This window comes from Saccharopolyspora indica (genome assembly GCF_027853965.1).
Taxonomy (GTDB): Bacteria; Actinomycetota; Actinomycetes; order Mycobacteriales; family Pseudonocardiaceae; genus Saccharopolyspora; species Saccharopolyspora indica.
Genome location: NZ_JAQGLB010000018.1, coordinates 166,362 through 183,921, shown reverse-complemented (window position 1 = coordinate 183,921; position 17,560 = coordinate 166,362). Strand labels below are relative to the sequence as shown.

Annotated in this window: 13 protein-coding genes; 4 read left to right on the top strand and 9 right to left on the bottom strand. The window is 69.7% G+C overall.

Annotated features, from left to right (window positions below; genetic code table 11):
* Window positions 1–447: 447 nt before the first annotated feature.
* The gene (locus tag OU416_RS30930; protein ID WP_270930582.1) at window positions 448–1,911 is read left to right on the top strand and encodes an HNH endonuclease signature motif containing protein; all 1,464 of its coding nucleotides are present in this window, start codon (window positions 448–450) and stop codon (window positions 1,909–1,911) included.
* A 608-nt stretch (window positions 1,912–2,519) separates the two neighbouring features.
* Here the strand turns inward: OU416_RS30930 and OU416_RS30925 are convergent.
* From OU416_RS30925 to OU416_RS30900, 6 genes are read right to left on the bottom strand one after another with little or no spacing between them, the layout of a single operon-like run.
* Window positions 2,520–3,491 carry a CobW family GTP-binding protein gene (locus OU416_RS30925; RefSeq protein WP_270930581.1) on the bottom strand — a complete coding sequence of 324 codons (972 nt, stop codon included), beginning with the start codon at window positions 3,489–3,491 and terminating at the stop codon, window positions 2,520–2,522.
* On the bottom strand, window positions 3,488–4,858 hold the full coding sequence (locus OU416_RS30920) for a UbiD family decarboxylase (protein WP_270930580.1): 1,371 nt from the start codon (window positions 4,856–4,858) through the stop codon (window positions 3,488–3,490). The genes OU416_RS30925 and OU416_RS30920 overlap by 4 nt, the downstream gene beginning before the upstream one ends.
* Entirely contained in the window at window positions 4,855–5,445 is a 591-nt protein-coding gene (locus OU416_RS30915) for a UbiX family flavin prenyltransferase (protein ID WP_270930579.1), read from the bottom strand. Before OU416_RS30915 ends, OU416_RS30920 begins: the two co-directional genes overlap by 4 nt.
* Window positions 5,438–6,757 carry a nucleobase:cation symporter-2 family protein gene (locus OU416_RS30910; RefSeq protein WP_270930578.1) on the bottom strand — a complete coding sequence of 440 codons (1,320 nt, stop codon included), beginning with the start codon at window positions 6,755–6,757 and terminating at the stop codon, window positions 5,438–5,440. The genes OU416_RS30915 and OU416_RS30910 overlap by 8 nt, the downstream gene beginning before the upstream one ends.
* A gap of 12 nt (window positions 6,758–6,769) precedes the next feature.
* Window positions 6,770–8,089: a nucleobase:cation symporter-2 family protein gene (locus tag OU416_RS30905; RefSeq protein ID WP_270930577.1), complete on the bottom strand. Its 1,320-nt coding sequence runs from the start codon at window positions 8,087–8,089 to the stop codon at window positions 6,770–6,772.
* A 16-nt stretch (window positions 8,090–8,105) separates the two neighbouring features.
* Window positions 8,106–9,500, bottom strand: coding sequence for an amidohydrolase family protein (locus OU416_RS30900; RefSeq protein WP_270930576.1), 1,395 nt, complete (start codon window positions 9,498–9,500; stop codon window positions 8,106–8,108).
* Between the two features lie 337 nt (window positions 9,501–9,837).
* On the opposite strand from OU416_RS30900, the gene OU416_RS30895 reads away from it, so the two are divergent.
* Window positions 9,838–10,827, top strand: coding sequence for an amidohydrolase family protein (locus OU416_RS30895; RefSeq protein ID WP_270930575.1), 990 nt, complete (start codon window positions 9,838–9,840; stop codon window positions 10,825–10,827).
* Here the strand turns inward: OU416_RS30895 and OU416_RS30890 are convergent, their stop codons facing one another.
* Complete coding sequence (locus OU416_RS30890; protein WP_270930574.1) at window positions 10,828–11,532, bottom strand: GntR family transcriptional regulator; 705 nt, start codon at window positions 11,530–11,532, stop codon at window positions 10,828–10,830.
* A gap of 74 nt (window positions 11,533–11,606) precedes the next feature.
* Between OU416_RS30890 and pucD the strand changes: the two genes are divergently transcribed.
* Entirely contained in the window at window positions 11,607–13,901 is a 2,295-nt protein-coding gene (gene pucD / locus OU416_RS30885; RefSeq protein WP_270930573.1) for a xanthine dehydrogenase subunit D, read from the top strand.
* Window positions 13,902–14,081: 180 nt separating this feature from the next.
* Here the strand turns inward: pucD and OU416_RS30880 are convergent, their stop codons facing one another.
* Window positions 14,082–14,348 (bottom strand): DUF3040 domain-containing protein, encoded by a 267-nt coding sequence (locus OU416_RS30880; protein WP_270930572.1) that lies wholly within the window; start codon window positions 14,346–14,348, stop codon window positions 14,082–14,084.
* Window positions 14,349–14,487: 139 nt separating this feature from the next.
* Between OU416_RS30880 and OU416_RS30875 the strand changes: the two genes are divergently transcribed.
* Window positions 14,488–14,847, top strand: a complete 360-nt coding sequence (locus OU416_RS30875; protein WP_270930571.1) for an arsenate reductase family protein — start codon at window positions 14,488–14,490, stop codon at window positions 14,845–14,847.
* A 59-nt stretch (window positions 14,848–14,906) separates the two neighbouring features.
* On the opposite strand, the gene OU416_RS30870 is transcribed toward OU416_RS30875, so the two are convergent.
* Window positions 14,907–17,390, bottom strand: a complete 2,484-nt coding sequence (locus OU416_RS30870; RefSeq protein WP_270930570.1) for an ATP-dependent Clp protease ATP-binding subunit — start codon at window positions 17,388–17,390, stop codon at window positions 14,907–14,909.
* Between the last annotated feature and the right edge of the window lie 170 nt (window positions 17,391–17,560).

Below are 17,560 nucleotides of genomic sequence, written 5' to 3'. Positions count from 1 at the left end.
TTTCAGGCTTGACATCCGGACCACAGCCCCGTTTTGGCTCTATGTCACGGGGATGACCCGGTATGGAACGGACCCCGTAGCGTGCAGGTAGCTCGCCGGTCGTGGGTGGTCGGGGCCTTGCAGCGTTGGGTGGTGGGGTGTTTCGTCGCCGGTGGTTCGAGTGCCTGGTTGCTGTGTTGTGCGGGCTGACGGTGTGACTCCCGAGGTCTGACTGTCAACCGGCCAAGCCTGCCGTTGCTGAGATGTCCCATTTAGTCCTCATAGGACAGTCGTGGTTTTCATGTTCATGTTTGGCCGCATGTCAACGACACGCCGACGAATACCCGTCGGATGTTGGCGGTTTTTGGTTATGGGTAAGGGTTTTCGTGTTTGGTGGGTGTTGTGATCACCCGTTTGTGGGACGGTTATGTGCTCGAATTCTCGTTCGATTGTTGAGAGAATTGATGCATGACACCGCTGATGACCACCCAGGACACGACCCCCGCCGCTGGCGCGGGCGTGGTCGTGTCCGCTCTGCCCGCGTGGGATGCGCCCACGCCGGGCGGGTCGTGGGCGCCTGCGGTTGACTCCCTGACCGACGAGGAACTCACGGCCCGGATCGGTCAGGTGGAACAGCAGATCCGCCAGGCCCGGATGGAACAGCTGCGGTTGATCGCCGAGGCCGATCGCCGACGCCTGCACGCTGTGCAGGGCGCGCGGTCGACGCAGGTGTGGCTGAAGTCCCTGCTCAACATCGACGGCCAGGACGCCACGACCCGGGTCCGTATCGCTACCGCCACCTCACCGAATACGAGTGAGGGCAGCGAGGACACCGCTGCCGGTGTTGCCGGGCCGGAGGTCGCCCTTCCCGCGACCCGGCAAGCACTTGGTGAGGGTGTGATCAGCCTGGAGCATGCGCGGGTGATCTCCCGCTGCCTGGCTCGGTTGCCCGAACACACCCGACACCGCGCGGCCGAGGTGGAGCGGCTGTTGGTGGAGAACGCCTGCCGCCAATGCCCGCGTGATCTGGCGAAACTGGCCGACCGTGTGCGTTACATGCTCGACGCCGACGGTGCCGTTCAAGACGAGAAAGCGCAGTTCGAATCGCGGGAGTTGCACTACGCCACCGCACGCGACGGAATGCTGGTGATCAAGGCCCGTCTGGACCGCGAGACCGGCGCGAAGTTCGTCACGGCTTTGCGGCCGTTGGCCGCGCCGCGCCCGGAGTCTGATGGGGTCAAGGACCCGCGCACGGTCGGACAGCGCAACGCCGACGGCCTGTCCACCCTCCTCGACCTGGTGCTGGACACCGACGGGATGCCCCGTACCGGTGGTCAGAAGCCGCACCTGACGGTCACCATCGACTACACCGACCTGAAGAACCAGCTCCCGGCCACCAGCAACGGCAGCGAGATCGCCGTTGGTGGTGCGGGAATGCTGGAGGGTACCGACCAGTACCTCAGCCCCCAGACCATCCGCAGGATCGCCTGTGACTGCGACGTTCTCCCGATGGTTATGGGCGGGGACAGCCTCCCGTTGGATGTGGGTGCCTCACAGCGGACCGCGCCGACGCATATTCGTGCCGCACTGCTCGCCAGGGACGGGGTGTGCGCGTTCCCGGAATGCGACCACCCGGCCGGAACGCCGCAGGCGCACCACATCGTGCACTGGGTCGATGGCGGCCCGACGAGCGTGGAGAACATGGTGATGCTGTGTGCTCACCATCACCGCACCATCCACAACCACCATTGGGATATCGAACTCCAGCGTGGTCGCCCGGTGTTCACCCCACCGGCAAACGTGGATCCGACGCGCACACCACGACCTGGCGGGAAAGCCCAACCCGCCACACACCACTATGCCCTCCGCACCCTGACCACACCACCAGAGGGCAGACCGCCAGCGGGCAGACCGCTATCGAACACACGCTGACCCCACCCGAGACAGGGCGGGGCACCCCACCCTGCCCACCAACCGAACAACCCACCAACCGAACAACCGGCCAACCGGGCCAATGGAAGCGACACGCCGTCAGGCGACATCAACCCACCACCAACACAACGGCACGACACCCAGAAGCCAAACAACCCCCAACTAGAAAGGAACATCCTGGCGATGACGAACCAACCCACCACCCAGCCCGGAACGGCCACCATCCCCGTTCCCTGCCACAACCCCCTGTTCAACCGCCAGCCCGCTCGGCACGGCAACCCCGCACACCACCTGTCGGCGTCGGAACAGCCCACCACCCAACCCCGCAAGGCCCCCACCACCCGCCTCCCGCACTCCGCCAGCACGGCCCGGGGTCCGTTCCATACCGGGTCATCCCCGTGACATAGAGCCAAAACGGGGCTGTGGGCCGGATGTCAAGCCTGAAACCCCGAAGGGGCGGCCGCCAGGCCGGGCTTGACATCCGGACCACAGCCCCCACAATCCACCAAACCACGGGGATGACCCCCACCACAACACAACAACATCAGTACCACGCACCTTGAAAACTCAACAGCGGAAAAGTGAGCCCCCTCAAGAACGAACCATCCTCAAGAAGCACGAACACAGGTCCGCAACCCATCAACAAGAGAAGCACGATCAAGATGACGCCCGATGAAGACGACCTTGCTACCCCGGGAATCCCGCCCCCACGGCTCAGCAGGACGAAGCTCGAAGATCCGATGAATCCCCTGCAGCACGAACCGCCGAGCATCCTCCCGAACAGCGAGAACGCCTTTCAGACGGTACAGATCGTCCCCGTGCTCATCGGTGAGCCGACCGAGCCACGCCCGCAACGCGGCCTCGTCGACGTCCCCATCGATCGCACTGTCCAGCTCGATCCCGACGGAACTCACCGCAGGGTCGTGGAAGTGCTCTTGCTCATCCAGCCAAGCGGGATGCACGATCCGGTTGAACGCCCCCACGCCGAGGATGTCGGCGAGGTCGACCTTGGAGTAGTTGGACGTGATGATCTCGGCAGTGGCGTTGATCCCGCGAAGGCGTTCGCGGAGCGCGGTGAGTTCGGACTCGGTGACGAGGTCGATCTTGTTGAGCACGAGCCGATCGGCGAAGGCGATCTGGTCCACGGCCTGGTGGCCGACTCCGGCGCCGTCCAGGTGCCTGCCGATGTGCTTGGAGTCGACCAGCGTCACGATCGCGTCCAGCGCGAAGTGCTCGCTGATCTCCTCGTCGATGTAGAAGGTCTGGGCAACCGGGTTCGGATCGGCCAGACCGGTCGTCTCGATCAGCACCCGGTCGATCCGGTCCTTGCGCTCGATCAGCTTCCGCAGGATGTCGATCAGGTCCGTCCGGGCCGTGCAGCAGATGCAGCAGCCGTTGGACATCTCGAAGAACTCCTCGTCGGAGCGCAGCACCAGCGCGTCGTCGATCGGGATCTCGCCGAACTCGTTCTCGATGACCGCGATGCGGTGCCCGTGCTCGGCGGTGAGGATGTGGTTGACCAGCGTCGTCTTCCCTGCGCCGAGGAAGCCGGTCAGCACGGTCACGGGAATCTTGCTCATCGTCGTCCTCCATCGGTGCCCAGCAGGCGGCGGGCGTCGTTGCGTGCGTTTGCCGAGACCGCGATCCGGTCGCCGGCGAAGTCGGGGCCGCGCGTCGCGTCGAGCCCCATCCGGGACGTGGTGCCACCGGGATCCGACGAGGGGTCCAGCGGTGATCCCGGAAGTCCGTCCACCACGAACAGGTCGCGGTGCGGTTGGAAGTGCGTGGCCAGCGCCCACAGCACTTCGGAGTCGGAGGTGATGTCCACGTCGGCGTCCACGGCGACTGCCGTCTTCACGTACGGGTCCCAGCCGAGCAGGCCGAGCAGCACCTGGCGGGCCTGGCCCGGCCGGGATTCGCGCAACGCCACGTAGCAGTGGAAGTGGGTGCCCGACGTCGGGTAGTGCACTGCGGTGACATCGGGGAAGCGGTCTTTGAGCTTCTCCGCCAGCTCCGACTCCCGCGGTACCCGCGCGAGGTTCAGGTGGTCCGCGGTGTTCCCGCCCGCGACATCCACCAGAAGCGCGTCCTCGCGGCGCAGCACCGCCTCGACCTGCAGCACGTTGTTGGTGGAGCGGTGCGACGAGTACCCCGAGAACTCGCCGAACGGCCCCTCCTCGGCGTGGCGCCGCGGGTCGATGCTGCCCTCCAGCACGTACTCGGCCCACGCCGGCACACCGATCCCGTGCCGGGGAGTGCGCACCACGTCCAGCGGTTCACCGAACAGCCCGCCGGCTACGGCACGTTCGTCCACATCCGCCGGGACGCGGGCGGAGGCCGCCAGCATGAACAGCGGGTGCCCGCCGATGACCACCGCCACCGGCATCGGCTCGCCGCGTTCGGCGTACTTCGCCAGCAGCCGCCACAGGTCGCCGCGCGAGTGCAGGCTCGTCGCCAGCTCGGTGGGGGAGTGCACCATCGAGCGGTGGTAGCTCATGTTCCCGACCCCGCTGTCGGGATCCTCGGCCACCACGATGCCGCTGGTCATGTAGGGCGCCCGGTCAGACGCGAAGTGCTGGAACATCGGAACGGTCGCCAGATCCACCTCGGTGTCCTCGACGAGCGGCGAGGAATCGACGACGCGCGGCGCGATGAGCCTCGAAGCCCGGGACTGGTACGCCTCGTGCAGCTGCCCGGGCTCGGCGTCGAAGAACCGGGCGATCCGGTGGCGGGAGGCGAAGACGTTGGTCACCACCGGTGCGGCGAGCCCGTCGACCTCGTTGCACACCAGCATCTCGTCCCGGCCGCGTGCGGTCAGCTCGTAGATCAGCCCCGTCACGCCCTCGACGGCGGCCACCGGCTCGTCGACCACGAGGACGTCGTCGGGGTGCGCCCGCCGGTATTCGGCGAAGAAGGCGTGCGCGTCCTGACGCGGGGAAGGGTTCACCGGACTGCTCCTAGCTCTCGACGGGGGCCTTGCCAGCGCGGGAAGAGGTCGTGGTCGATGCCGAACTGGTCCAGGACCTTGCCGGTGAGGTGCGCCAGCAGGTCGTCGACCGACTCGGGCCGGTGGTAGAAGGCCGGTACCGGCGGCAGCACCACCGCCCCGGCCTCGGTCACCGCCGTCATGTTGCGCAGGTGCACCAGGCTCAGCGGCGTTTCGCGGGTGACCAGCACCAGCCGCCGCCGTTCCTTCAGGCACACGTCGGCGGCACGGGTCAGCAGGTCGTCGCTGTAGCCGTGCGCGATCCCGGCCAGCGTCTTCATCGAGCACGGCACCACGACCATGCCCGCGGTCCGGAACGAACCGGAGGCGATGCTGCCCGCGATGTCACCGCGCTGGTGGCAGACGTCGGCCAGCGCGGCGACGTCCGCGGGCCGCAGACCGGTCTCCAGCTCGATGGTGCGGTGCGCGGCGCGGGACATCACGAGGTGCGTCTCCACCTCGTCGATCTGCTGCAGGGCGGTCAGCAGGTGGATGGCCAGGTGCGGTGCGCTGGCCCCGGTCACGCCCACCACGAGTCGGTCACGCATCCGGTCGCCTCCGCAGGTGGAACAGGGCGTTGAGGGCCACCGCCAGCACCGTTCCGGTCGCCACACCGCTGTCCAGGAAGACCTGCGCGACGAAGGGCAGCTGGTGGTAGAAGTCCGGTGCGCCGGTGGGCACCAGGCCGACGCCGAGCGCGACCATCACGACCACGAGGTTCCCGGCCCTGCTGAAGTCCACCTCGGACAGCAGCTCGATGCCGGAGACGGTCAGCGCGGCGAAGGTGACCACCGCGACCGCGCCGATCACCGGCTGCGGGATCGCCGCGACCAGGCGGCCGATCGGCTGCACCACGCCCAGCAGCACCAGGATCACGCCGCCGACCGCCACCGGGTAGCGGCTGCGGACCTTGGTCAGCGCGATCAGCCCGATGTTCTGCCCGAACGTGGTGTAGGCGAAGCCGCTGAAGATCCCGCTGAGCGCGGTCAGCAGCCCGTCCACGCGCAGCAGGCGGCTGATCTCGGCGGGCCCGACCTTCCGGCCCACCACCTGCCCGACGGCCAGTCCCTGGCCGGAGGCCTCCACGGTGAGCACCAGCACGACGATGAGGAACAGCAGGATCGACGGGACGTCGAACTGCACCATCCCGTAGTGGAACGGTCCGGGCACGTCCAGCACCGGGCCCGAGCCGACGTCGGACAGGTCGCCCATGCCCGCGATCCAGCCGACGACGGCGCCGACGACGAGTGCGAGCAGCAGTGCGAGCTGGCCCAGCAGCCCGCGCAGGAAGCGGGAGAACACCACGACCAGCAGCAGGGTGAACCCGGCGATCAGCAGGTTGCCCGGTGCGGCGTAGTCGGGGGCGCTCGGATCCTTCCCGGCGATCAACCGGAGCCCCACCGGGATCAGCGTCAGCCCGATCAGGGTGATCACGGTCCCGGTCACCACGGCCGGGAACAGCTTCAGCAGGCTGCCGAACAGCGGTGCCAGCAGGATCCACAGCACCCCGCCGACCAGCAGCGAGCCGTACACGGTGGGCAGGCCCTTCGACTGGCCGATGAGGATCATCGGCACGATCCCGTTCGACGCCGCGCCCACCACCAGCGGCATCCGGATGCCGAACTTCCACAGCCCCAGCGACTGCAGGATCGTGCCGATGCCCGCCAGCACGAGGTCGATGCAGACCAGGGTGGCGATCTCGTCCTGGCCGAGCCCGAGGGCGGAACCGACCACCATCGGCACCACGACGGCGCCCGCGTACATCACCAGCACGTGCTGCAGGCCCAGCAGGATCGTGTGACCCCACGGCGGTCGGTCGTCCACTCCCAAGTCCGATGTGGACGGGGTTTCGCGCACCATCTCGTCCACCTCTCAGGGAGTTCGCCGGTTGAGCACCAGGTTCAGCAGGAAGGCCGCGATGCCACCGGCCGCGATCCCGGAGGACAGCACCGGCTGCAGGACGCCGGGCAGGTTCGCGTAGAACTCGGGGGCTCCCACCGGCAGCAGGCCGAAGCCGAAGGAGATGGCCACGATCAGGATGTTGCGCGGGTTTCCCAAGTCCGCTTGGGCCATGATCTTCACGCCGATCGCGCCGACGGTGCCGAACATGACCACCCCGACCCCGCCCAGCACCGGACCGGGCAGCGAGGCGACCACGGCGCCGAGCTTGGGCAGCAGGCCGATCACGACCAGCAGCGCCCCGGCGGTGGCGACCACGTAGCGGCTGAGCACCCGGGTCATGCTCACCAGGCCGACGTTCTCGCCGAAGGTCACGATGGTGAACGAGTTGAACACCCCGGCGAACGCGGTCCCGACCCCGTCGGCGCGCAGCGCGCGGGACAGGTCGTCGCGGCCGACGTCGCGCCCGGCGATCTGCCCGATCGCCAGCGTGTCCCCGGTGGACTCGACCATGTTCACCAGCTGGATGATGATCATCGGCAGGATCGCGGCGACGGTGAACTCGGGAAGCCCGAACGCGAACGGGTGCACCGCGCCGAACCAGGACGCCTCGCCCACCGAGGAGAAGTCCGCCAGGCCGAGCGGCAGCGCCACGAGCGTGCCCAGCACCAGCGCGATCAGGATCGCGAAGCGCGCGAGGGCGACCGGGGCGAAGGCCTCCAGCAGCACCACCAGCAGGATCGTGCCCAGCGCCATCAGCAGGCGGGTGGGGGAGGCGAAGTCGGCGGCGGTGGGGTCGGTGCCCGCGATGAGCTTCGAGGTCGACGGCAGCAGCGAGAAACCGATGATGGCGATGATGGTGCCGGTGACGATGGGTGGGAAGAACCGCATCAGCCGGCTGAACCACGGGGCGACGATCCAGGTGAGCAGCCCGGCGACGATCGTCGCGCCGAACACCGCGGGCAGCCCGCCGTCTTTGCCGACCAGGATGGCGGGGGTGATCCCGGTGAACGTCGAGCCCATCACGATCGGCAGCCGGGCCCCGATGTTGAGCACACCGAGCGCCTGCAGCAGGGTCGCGATGCCGCTGACCAGGACGTTCGCGGACACGAGCAGGGCGATCTGCTCGGTGGGCAGTCCGATGCCGAGGCCGATCAGCAGCGGCACGGTGGCCATGCCGGAGTAGGCGACCAGCACGTGCTGCAGGCCGAGCGGCAGCAGCTGGCGCAGCGGCGGGACGGTGTCGACGGCGTCTGGCGGGGCGGTGCTGCGAGGTCTGGGGCGTAATCGCATGGCTCCTCCTCGGGCTTCAGCGCAGCAGGTGGGTCATGCCGGCGCGGTGCAGCAGGAGTTCGGCTCGGTGTTGGGCTTCGGCGACGGCGGATGCTTCGTCGACGTGCAGGCAGCGGCCGTCGCGCTGGACGATCTCGCCGTCGACGACGGTGACGACGACGTCGGAGCCGCGCGCGGCGTAGACCAGCGTGCTCACGACGTCGTGCAGCGGTTGCAGGTGCGGCCGGTCGAGGTCGACGACGATCAGGTCGGCGAGCCGGCCGGTCTCCAGGACACCGGCGTCGATCCCGGCGCAGCGGGCGCCGTCGCGGGTGGCCAGGTCGAGCGCGTCTTGCGCGCGCATCGCCGTCGGGTCGAGGGTGGTCGACCGCTGGGCGAGGACGGACTGCTTCATGCACTCGAACAGGTCCTGCCGGTGCCCGCAGCTCGGCCCGTCGGTGCCCAGGCCGACCGCGACACCGCGTTCGCGCAGCCCGGCCAGCGCGAGCGTGCCCGACGCCAGGTAGGCGTTGGACGTCGGGTTGTGCACGACGCGTGCCCCGGCTTCGGCGACCTGCTCCACTTCGGTCTCGTCGAGCCAGATCGCGTGCGCGAGGGTGGCCCGCTGGTCGAGCAACCCGGCTTCGGCGAGCCACTGCACCGGTCGTGACTGGTAGGTGTCGAGGTAGCTCTGGGGATCGCTGCGTCCTTCGCAGCAGTGCGCGTGCCAGCTGGTGCCGAGCTCCCGCGCAAGTTCGATGCTGCGGCGGACGAGGTCCTGGTCCACGTAGGTGAGGTTCAGGGGTGCGGGCCAGACCTCGACCCGCGATCCGGGTGGCCGGTGCTGCACGGCTTCGCGGGTGATGGCGAGCTCGTCGGCGGCGGAGTGCCGGAACAGCGCTTCGGGCTGGCCGCGCTTCGCGGCGATTTCGGTGCGGGGGCCGACGATTCCGCGGGCGATCGCACCGCGCAGCCCGGTTCGTTCGACGACGTCGGCCACCGCGAGGGTGGTTTCCAGATCGGTCGGTGCGTAGTGGTTGTCCACCACGGTCGTCGTGCCGTGCCGCAGCGCTTCGGCCGCGGCCAAGCGCGCTGCCGCGACCGCATCCGCGCCTTGCACCGCGATGGAGTACGGCCACATGAAGTCGCACAGCCACGGGACGATGGACAGTCCTTCGCCCAAGCCCCGTGCCAGCGCTTGGTAGAGGTGGTTGTGCCCGTCGACTAGCCCGGGAAGCACGGCTTTCCCGGTGCAGTCGAGAACTGTTCTCCCTTGCCAGTCGGCCATTTCGGACTGCGGGCCGACAGCGGCGATCCGGTTGCCGGTGATGGCGACCGTTCCCGGTCGGTGGATGGTGCGGTGGTCGTCGACGGTCAGCACCGTCGCGTCGGTGAGCAGCAGGTCGCAGAGCTTCTCGTGCACGGCGGGCATGCACGCCTCACTTCCCTGGGCCCGTGGCGGCCCGATCGGTGCGGAGGGATTCGGATCGCCGAACGGAGGCCCACGACGGGGAGGTCACCGGCGAGTGCGATGCGGATAACATGTAAAGCGCGTCGGGCCCGTCGTGTCAACCGGTGAACAGCGCTGAACCGGTTCGCCCAGGGCGCCGTTACCTGCTGGAAATGCAGAGATGCACGAAATTACATGCAACTTGTTGACAGCGGCTGCGGGCCGGTGTTGCACTCGATCGCGCCGCGGTTCGAGCGCGGCGACCCGAAGGTGCGGTGATTCGCGGCCGGGGTGCGTGCAACCGATTGGAGAGATCCCGTTGATCATCGACACGCATGTGCACCCGACGAACCTGGTGGACGAGGCATGGCGGCACACCGGTGAACCGTTCACCGGCGAGCGCACCCTCAAGATGATGGACGGTCCGATGTGGATCAACGGCAAGCCGCGCCGGGTCGACATCAGCTGCATCATGCCGCCGCCGGGCAACACCTCCTGGCGGGAGGGCAACCGCGGTGGCCGCGAGGGCATCCGGGACTACCAGGCCTACGTGACCTCGCTGGTGCAGCGCTACCCGGACCGGTTCGTCGGCAACTTCATCTACAACCCGCGGTTCGGTCCCGACAACGGCGCCAAGGAGCTGGAGTTCCACGTCAAGGAGCACGGCTACAAGATGCTCAAGCTGCACGCCAACATGCACGCCTACCGGCCGGACCGGGCGCTGGACTGGCTGCGGCCGGTGATGCGGGTGTGCGACGAGCTGGGCATCATCGTGCTGATCCACACCGGTGACGGGCCGTACTCCATCCCGACGCAGTTCTACCCGATCATCCGCGAGTTCCCCGGTGTCACGTTCATCCTGGGGCACTTCGGGATCCAGACCGGCGGCGTGTACTGCTTCGAGGCGTTCTGGATGATCCAGGACTCGCACAACGTGATCGGCGAGTCCGGCTGGCTGCTGCAGTCGCGGATCGTGGAGTTCGCCAAGGAGATGAAGAAGACCAAGATGGTCTACGGCACCGACTCGCCGCCCAACGAGCCGGGCATGTGGGCGCGCGAGCTGGAGGTGCTCTGCCACGAGCCGCCGCAGGGGCTGAACCTGTCCGAGGACGACCTGGAGGGCTACCTCGGCAACAACATGGCGCACCTGCTGGGCCTGCAGCCCACTCCGCCGCCGAAGGACCGGGCGGAAGCGGAGGCGTACCTGCGCGGTGAGGTCACGCAGGCCTCGGCGACGAACTCGCACGCCGACGCCTACGCCGGCTACACGCCCGATTCCTGGGCAGAGGAGCTGGACCCGGCGAGCTGATCACCGGCCGAGGCGGCGGCGTTCGGGGGTGCGGGCGGTGGCCTGGCCCAGGCGGATGCGCAGCCGGGCGATGTGGCGGCGGGCGGCGGCTTCGGCCATCTCGGGGTCGCCGCTGGCCATCGCGTCCACCACGGCCCGGTGCTCGTCGAGCGCCAGCCGCGGCGCGTCGTCGCTGCGCCACAGCGAGTGGAGGGCGAAGTGGGCGCGTCCGGTGATCGGTTCCAGGGTGGCGAGCAGGTGCGGGTTGTCGGCGAGCTCCCGCACCGCTCGGTGGAACCGCATGTCGAGCTCGATGTGCGCGGCGTTGTCGGCGTCGGCGGCCAGCGCCCGCTCGTGCTCGGCGAGGATCGCGCGCAGCTGCTCCAGCCCGTCGGCGTCGAGGTTCTCGGTGGCCAGCCGGGCGGCGAGGCCTTCGAGCAGCTCGCGCACCACGTAGAGCTGGCGCAGGTCCTCGATGTCGACCCGGCTGACCTCGGCTCCGCGGTGCGGCACGTGGGTGGCCAGCCCGTCGTGGATCAGGCGCTGCACCGCCTCGCGCACCGGGCTCCGGCTCACGTCGAGCTGGCGGGCGAGTTCGGGCACGCTCAGCCCGGTGCCGGGCGGCAGGGTGCCGTCCAGGACGGCGCTCTTGAGCGCGGCGTAGGTGCGGTCGGCCAGCAGGCCTTCGCCGGTCAGCGGGGTCAGGTGACGGGGTGCCGAGGACATCGCGGTGCCTCACTCCTGGGTGGGGGATTCGGCAGCAATATTACATGTAATCTGGCTGCGAGTTGGGAGCAGGCATGCGCGAAGAGTCCGTCCACCGCACGATCAGCACCGAGCGCGCCGGGGCGGTGGGGCGCAGCGCGCCCCGCCCGGACGGCGCGCTGAAGGTCACCGGCCAGTTCGCCTACTCCTCGGACCTGTGGGTGTCCGGCACGGTGTGGGGCAGCACGCTGCGCAGCCCGCACGCCGCGGCGCGCATCCGGTCCATCGACGTGCGGAAGGCGTTGGCGCTGGACGGGGTGCACGCGGTGCTCACGCACGAGGACGTGCCCGGCGCGAAGACCTACGGGATGAAGGTGGCGGACCAGCCGGTGCTGGCCGTCGACGAGGTCCGCTACCAGGGAGAACCGGTGGCGCTGGTGGCGGCCGACGACCCGCGGACCGCCAAGCGCGCGGCGGCGCTGGTCCAGGTCGACTACGAGCTGCTGGAGCCGGTGACCGACGCGGAGCGCGCGCTGGAGGAGGCGACCAGGAAGGTGCACCCGGAGGGGAACCTGGTCCGCCACGTCAAGATCCGCCACGGCGACGTCGCCGCCGCGCGGGCCCGCGCCGACGTCGTGGTTAGCGGCGAGTACGAGGTGGGCATGCAGGACCAGGCGTTCCTGGGCCCGGAGTCCGGGTTGGCGCTGCCCACCGAGGACGGTGGCGTCGAGCTGCACGTGTCCTCGCAGTGGCTGCACAAGGACCTGGAGCAGATCGCGCCGTGCCTCGGGCTGCCCGCCGACAAGGTGCGCCTGACCCTGGCCGGGGTCGGTGGCGCCTTCGGCGGCCGCGAGGACCTCTCGGTGCACGTCCACGCGTGCATGCTGGCGCTGCGGCTGGGCAAGCCGGTGAAGATGGTCTACGACCGCGAGGAGTCGTTCTTCGGCCACGTGCACCGCCACCCGGCGAAGATGCGCTTCGAGCACGGTGCGACGCGGGACGGGAAGCTGGTGCACGTCAAGGCGGAACTGGTGATGGACGGCGGCGCCTACACCTCCACGTCGCCGGTGGTCATCGCCAACGCCTGCTACTTCGTCGCCGGCGCCTACGAGGTGCCCAATGCCGAGATCGACGGTTTCGCCGTGTTCAGCAACAACCCGCCGTGCGGCGCGATGCGCGGATTCGGGGCGGTGCAGTCCACCTACGGCTGCGAGTCCAACATGGACAAGCTGGCCCGCGAGCTCGGCATGGATCCGCTGGAACTGCGGATGCGCAACGCGATGACGACCGGGACGGTGCTGCCCACCGGCCAGGCGGTGGACGGCCCGGCACCGGTGGCCGAGCTGCTGGCGGATCTGCGCGACCGTCCGCTGCCGCCCCCCGGCGCGGAGCTGCTGCCCGGCGGGCTGGCGAACACCTCGCACGGCGAAGGCATCCGCCGCGGCGTCGGCTACGCGATCGGGGTGAAGGCGATCGGTTACTCCGGAGGTGTCGACGACATCTCGACCGCACGGGTGGTGGTCTCGGCCGCCGGTGGTGAACCGGTGGTGTCGGTGCACACCGCCGCGGCCGAGTGCGGCCAGGGGATCACCACGGTGCAGTGCCAGATCGCCAGCACGGAGCTGGGCCTGTCGCGGGTGGTGGTGCTGCCGGCGGACACCGCGATCGGGGACGCGGGTTCGGCTTCCGCCTCCCGGCTGACCTGGATGTCCGGCGGCGCGGTGCAGGGCGCGTGCCGGCTGGTCGCGCAGGAGCTGCTGCGGCGCGCGGCCGAGCGCACCGGGCATCCGGCCGCGGTGCTGGCGCTGCGCGACGACCACGTCGTCGACACCACCGGCACGGTCCTGGCACCGATCGCCGATCTCGTCGCTTCCGGTGATCTGGAGCGGGTTTTCGAGTTCCGCCACCGGCCGACATCGGCCGTCGATCCGGAGACGGGCCAGGGCGACGCGCACATCGCCTACGCCTTCGCCGCCCACCGCGCGGTGGTCGACGTCGACGTGGACCTGGGCCTGGTGAAGGTGGTCGAACTGGCCACCGCCCAGGACGTGGGCAAGGCGATGAACCCGCTGTCGGTCGCCGGGCAGATCGAGGGCGGCAGCGCGCAGGGGCTCGGCCTGGCCGTGATGGAGGAGATCCTGCTCGACGAGCACGGCCGCATCCGCAACCCGTCGTTCACCGACTACCTGATCCCGACCATCCTGGACGTGCCGAGCATGCCGATCTCGCTGCACGAGTTCCCGCACCCGGATTCGCCGTACGGCCTCAACGGCGTCGGTGAACCACCGACGCTGTCGTCGACCCCGGCGATCGTCAACGCCCTGCGCGCCGCCACCGGTCTGGAGCTGTCCAGGGTCCCGGTGCGGCCGCAGGACATCGCGCTGGCCTAGGCGGTCGACGCTGCGAGCACGGTCAGAAAGTCACGACGACGCGCGGTCGATCGCTCCGAATTCACAAGGCGCGCGTGCACCAGGTCAACGCAATGCGTCCGGTCGCGTCGACGGTGCCCGCAGTGGACGCGCACCGCCGACCACGGCGCGCCGAACCCTCCCGGAGATCGGGAATGCCCGTCATTCCAACCGGATCTGGTACTTCCGGGAGGCGAACACGAGCACGGCCAGCACCGCCGAGAAGAACATGCCGCCGCCCTCGCCGAGGAACAGGCACAGCACCGCCAGCACCGCCGCCACCAGCACCAGCAGCGACCGCGGCGACAGCTGCAGCCACAACCGGCGCAGCGAACTGGTTTCGGTCAGCCTTCGGGCCAGCTTGGGGTCCTCGCCCATGAGCTGGTTCTCGATCTCCTTCAGGCGGCGACGTTCGTCCTTCGGGAGCATGGCCACCTCCACGGAAACATCCGCCTCCTTGAACAAGTATTGCAACGATCGTGGCGGCTGTGAAGGGCCCATCGGCCCGCCCGGTGCCCGCGGGCTGGCAGGATCGGTGCGTTGGTCTTGGCGCAGGTGGGGAGTGGGAATGGAGATCTGGGTCAACCCGGCGTGCTCGAAGTGCCGGTCGGCCGTGTCGCTGCTGGACGAGGCGGGTGCGGAGTACACGGTGCGCCGTTACCTGGAGGAACCGCCGACAGCGGCGGAGCTGGGCGCGGTGCTCGACCGGCTCGGCCTGGAGCCCTGGGACGTCGTCCGCACGGCCGAGCCGGCGGCCAAGGAGCTCGGGCTGAAGGAGTGGCCGAAGGACCCGGCGAACCGGGACCGGTGGATCGAGGCGATGGTGCAGCACCCCAAGCTCATCCAGCGGCCGATCATCACCGCCGATGACGGGACCGCGGTGGTCGCGCGCACGCCCGAGGCCGTCCGGTCCGTTCTGCCCGGCTGAGGCCTCCGACGTGCGGAACGGGGCGGGTGCGCGATGCACCCGCCCCGTTCCACTCGCTGTCAGGCCGCGACCGGCGCGTCGACCCGCAGGGTCAGCTCGCCGTCGGCGGCGGACACCCGCAGCCGGGCGCCCTCGGCGAGTTCCCCGTCCAGGATCAGGTCGCTGATCCGGTCGTCGACCTCGCGCTCGATCGCCCGCCGCAGCGGCCGGGCGCCGAACTCGGGCTGGTAGCCGCGCTCGGAGATCCACGCCACCGCCGCCTGGTCGAACTCGACGTCGACGCCCAGCTCGCCCAGCCGCCGCTCGGTGTGCGCCAGCAGCATCCGGGTGATGGTGTGCAGCTGCTCGCCGTCGAGCCGCTTGAACACCACGATCTCGTTGATGCGGTTGAGGAATTCCGGCCGGAAGGCCTCGCGCAGCCGCGGCATGATCCGCTCGTCCAGCGCCTGGTCGGCACCGCCCGCGGTGAAGCCGATCTTGCCGCCGGGGCTGGAGATGACCTCCGAGCCCAGGTTGCTGGTCATGATCAGCACCGTGTTGCTGAAGTCCACGGTGCGGCCCTGACCGTCGGTCAGCCTGCCGTCGTCGAGCACCTGCAGCAGCGTGTTGAACACGTCGGGGTGAGCCTTCTCGACCTCGTCGAGCAGCACCACCGAGTACGGGTGGCGCCGCACGGCCTCGGTCAGCTCACCGGCCTCGCCGTGGCCGACGTAGCCGGGCGGGGCGCCGACCAGGCGGCTCGCGGTGTGCCGCTCCTGGAACTCGCTCATGTCCAGCCGGATCATCCGCTGCTCGTCGCCGAACAGGGATTCGGCCAGCGCCTTGGCCAGTTCGGTCTTGCCGACGCCCGTCGGCCCGAGGAACAGGAAGCTGCCCACCGGGCGCTTCGGGTCGCCGAGCCCGCTGCGCGAGCGCCGCACCGCGCGGGCCAGCGCCCGCACCGCGTCGTCCTGGCCGACCACGCGTTCGTGCAGCTCCTGCTCGAGGTTCTGCAGCCGCTCCTTCTCCGCGGCGGTCAGCCTGCTGACCGGAACCCCGGTCGCCCGCGCCACGATCTCGGCGATGTCCTCGGCGGTGACCTCCAGAACTCCGGTGGCGGCCGCGTCGCCGAGCCCGGAGCGGGCCTGGTTGATCTCGTCGCGCAGCGCCGAAGCGCGCTCGTAGTCCTCCTCGGCGACCGCCTCGTCCTTCAGCTGCTCCAGCCGCTCGATGCGGTCGCGCAGCGCGGCCTCGTCCGGCGTCAGCGCGGCCAGCCGCTTGCGGGCCCCGGCCTGGTCGATCAGGTCGATCGCCTTGTCCGGCAGGAACCGGTCGTTGATGTACTGGTCGGACAGCCGGGCCGCGGCCTGCACCGCCTCCTCGGTGTAGCGGACCTGGTGGTGCTCCTCGTAGTTCTCGCGCAGGCCCTGCAGGATCAGCACGGTGTCCGGCACGCTCGGCTCGGGCACCTGCACCGGCTGGAACCGCCGCTCCAGCGCGGGGTCCTTCTCGATGTGCTTGCGGTACTCGTCGAGGGTCGTCGCCCCGATCACGTGCAGTTCACCGCGGGCCAGGCGGGGCTTGAGCATGTTGCCCGCGTCCATGGCGCCCTCGGCACCACCGGCGCCGACCACGGTGTGCAGCTCGTCGACGAAGACGATCAGCTCGTCGCGGTGCTCGGAGACCTCGTCGATGACCTTGGTCATCCGCTCCTCGAAGTCGCCGCGGTAGCGGGTCCCGGCCAGCATGCCGGACAGGTCCAGCTGCACGACCCGCTTGCCGTCGAGCACCTGCGGCACCTGACCGGCGACGATGCGCTGCGCCAGGCCTTCGGCGATCGCGGTCTTGCCGACCCCGGCCTCGCCGACCAGCACCGGGTTGTTCTTGGTGCGCCGGGACAGGATCTCCACGGCCTGCTCGATCTCGGTGGCGCGGCCGATCACCGGGTCGAGCTCGCCGGCCCGGGCCCGCGCGGTCAGGTCGCGACCGTACTGGTCGAGGGTCGGGGTGCTGCTGTCCTCGGCGGACGGCGCGGGTTCGGTCTGCGGGCGCTGGGTCGCGGCGCGCAGCGCCTCGGGGCCCGCACCGGCGGAACCGAGCAGCCGCCCGGTCTCCGACTCGGGGCTGGCCGACATCGCCAGCAGCACGTGCAGCGGGCTGATGTAGGTGGAGCCGAGCGCGCGGGCGACCCGGTGCGCGTCGGCGAGCACCGTGCGCGCCGCCAGGGTCAGCGTCACCTGCTGGTCACCGGTGGCGTCACCGGCGGCGGGCAGGTGCTCCTCGACCTCCGCCGCGAACGCGTCGGGGTCGACGCCGACCTGCTTCAGCTGGGCGCGGGTGGGCTCCTCGTGCGCGGCCGACCACAGCAGGTGCAGCGCGTCCAGGTCGCTTTGCCCGCGGTCCCGGGCGAAGCGCGCGGCACCGCTGACCAGCTGCTGGGCCTGCTCGGTCAGCAGCTGCCCGATGTCGATGCGCCGGGAGCCGGACGCGGCGTCGTCGGCCCCGAAGAAGCGCGCGAAGTACTCGTCGAACGGGCCACCTGCTGGTCCGAAGAACGTCGCCATGCCTAACCTCCTCGCGACGGTGTTGCTGGCTTCCGCCGCCATCTACTTGAGTCCGTTGCTATCAACCAACGTCAGTCCGCGCCGGGTAATTCCCAGCAGTCACACGAGTGGCGCACGTCACTGCGCCCACGTCTCGGCGATCGAGGTGTTGACTTCGAGCGAGGTCGAAG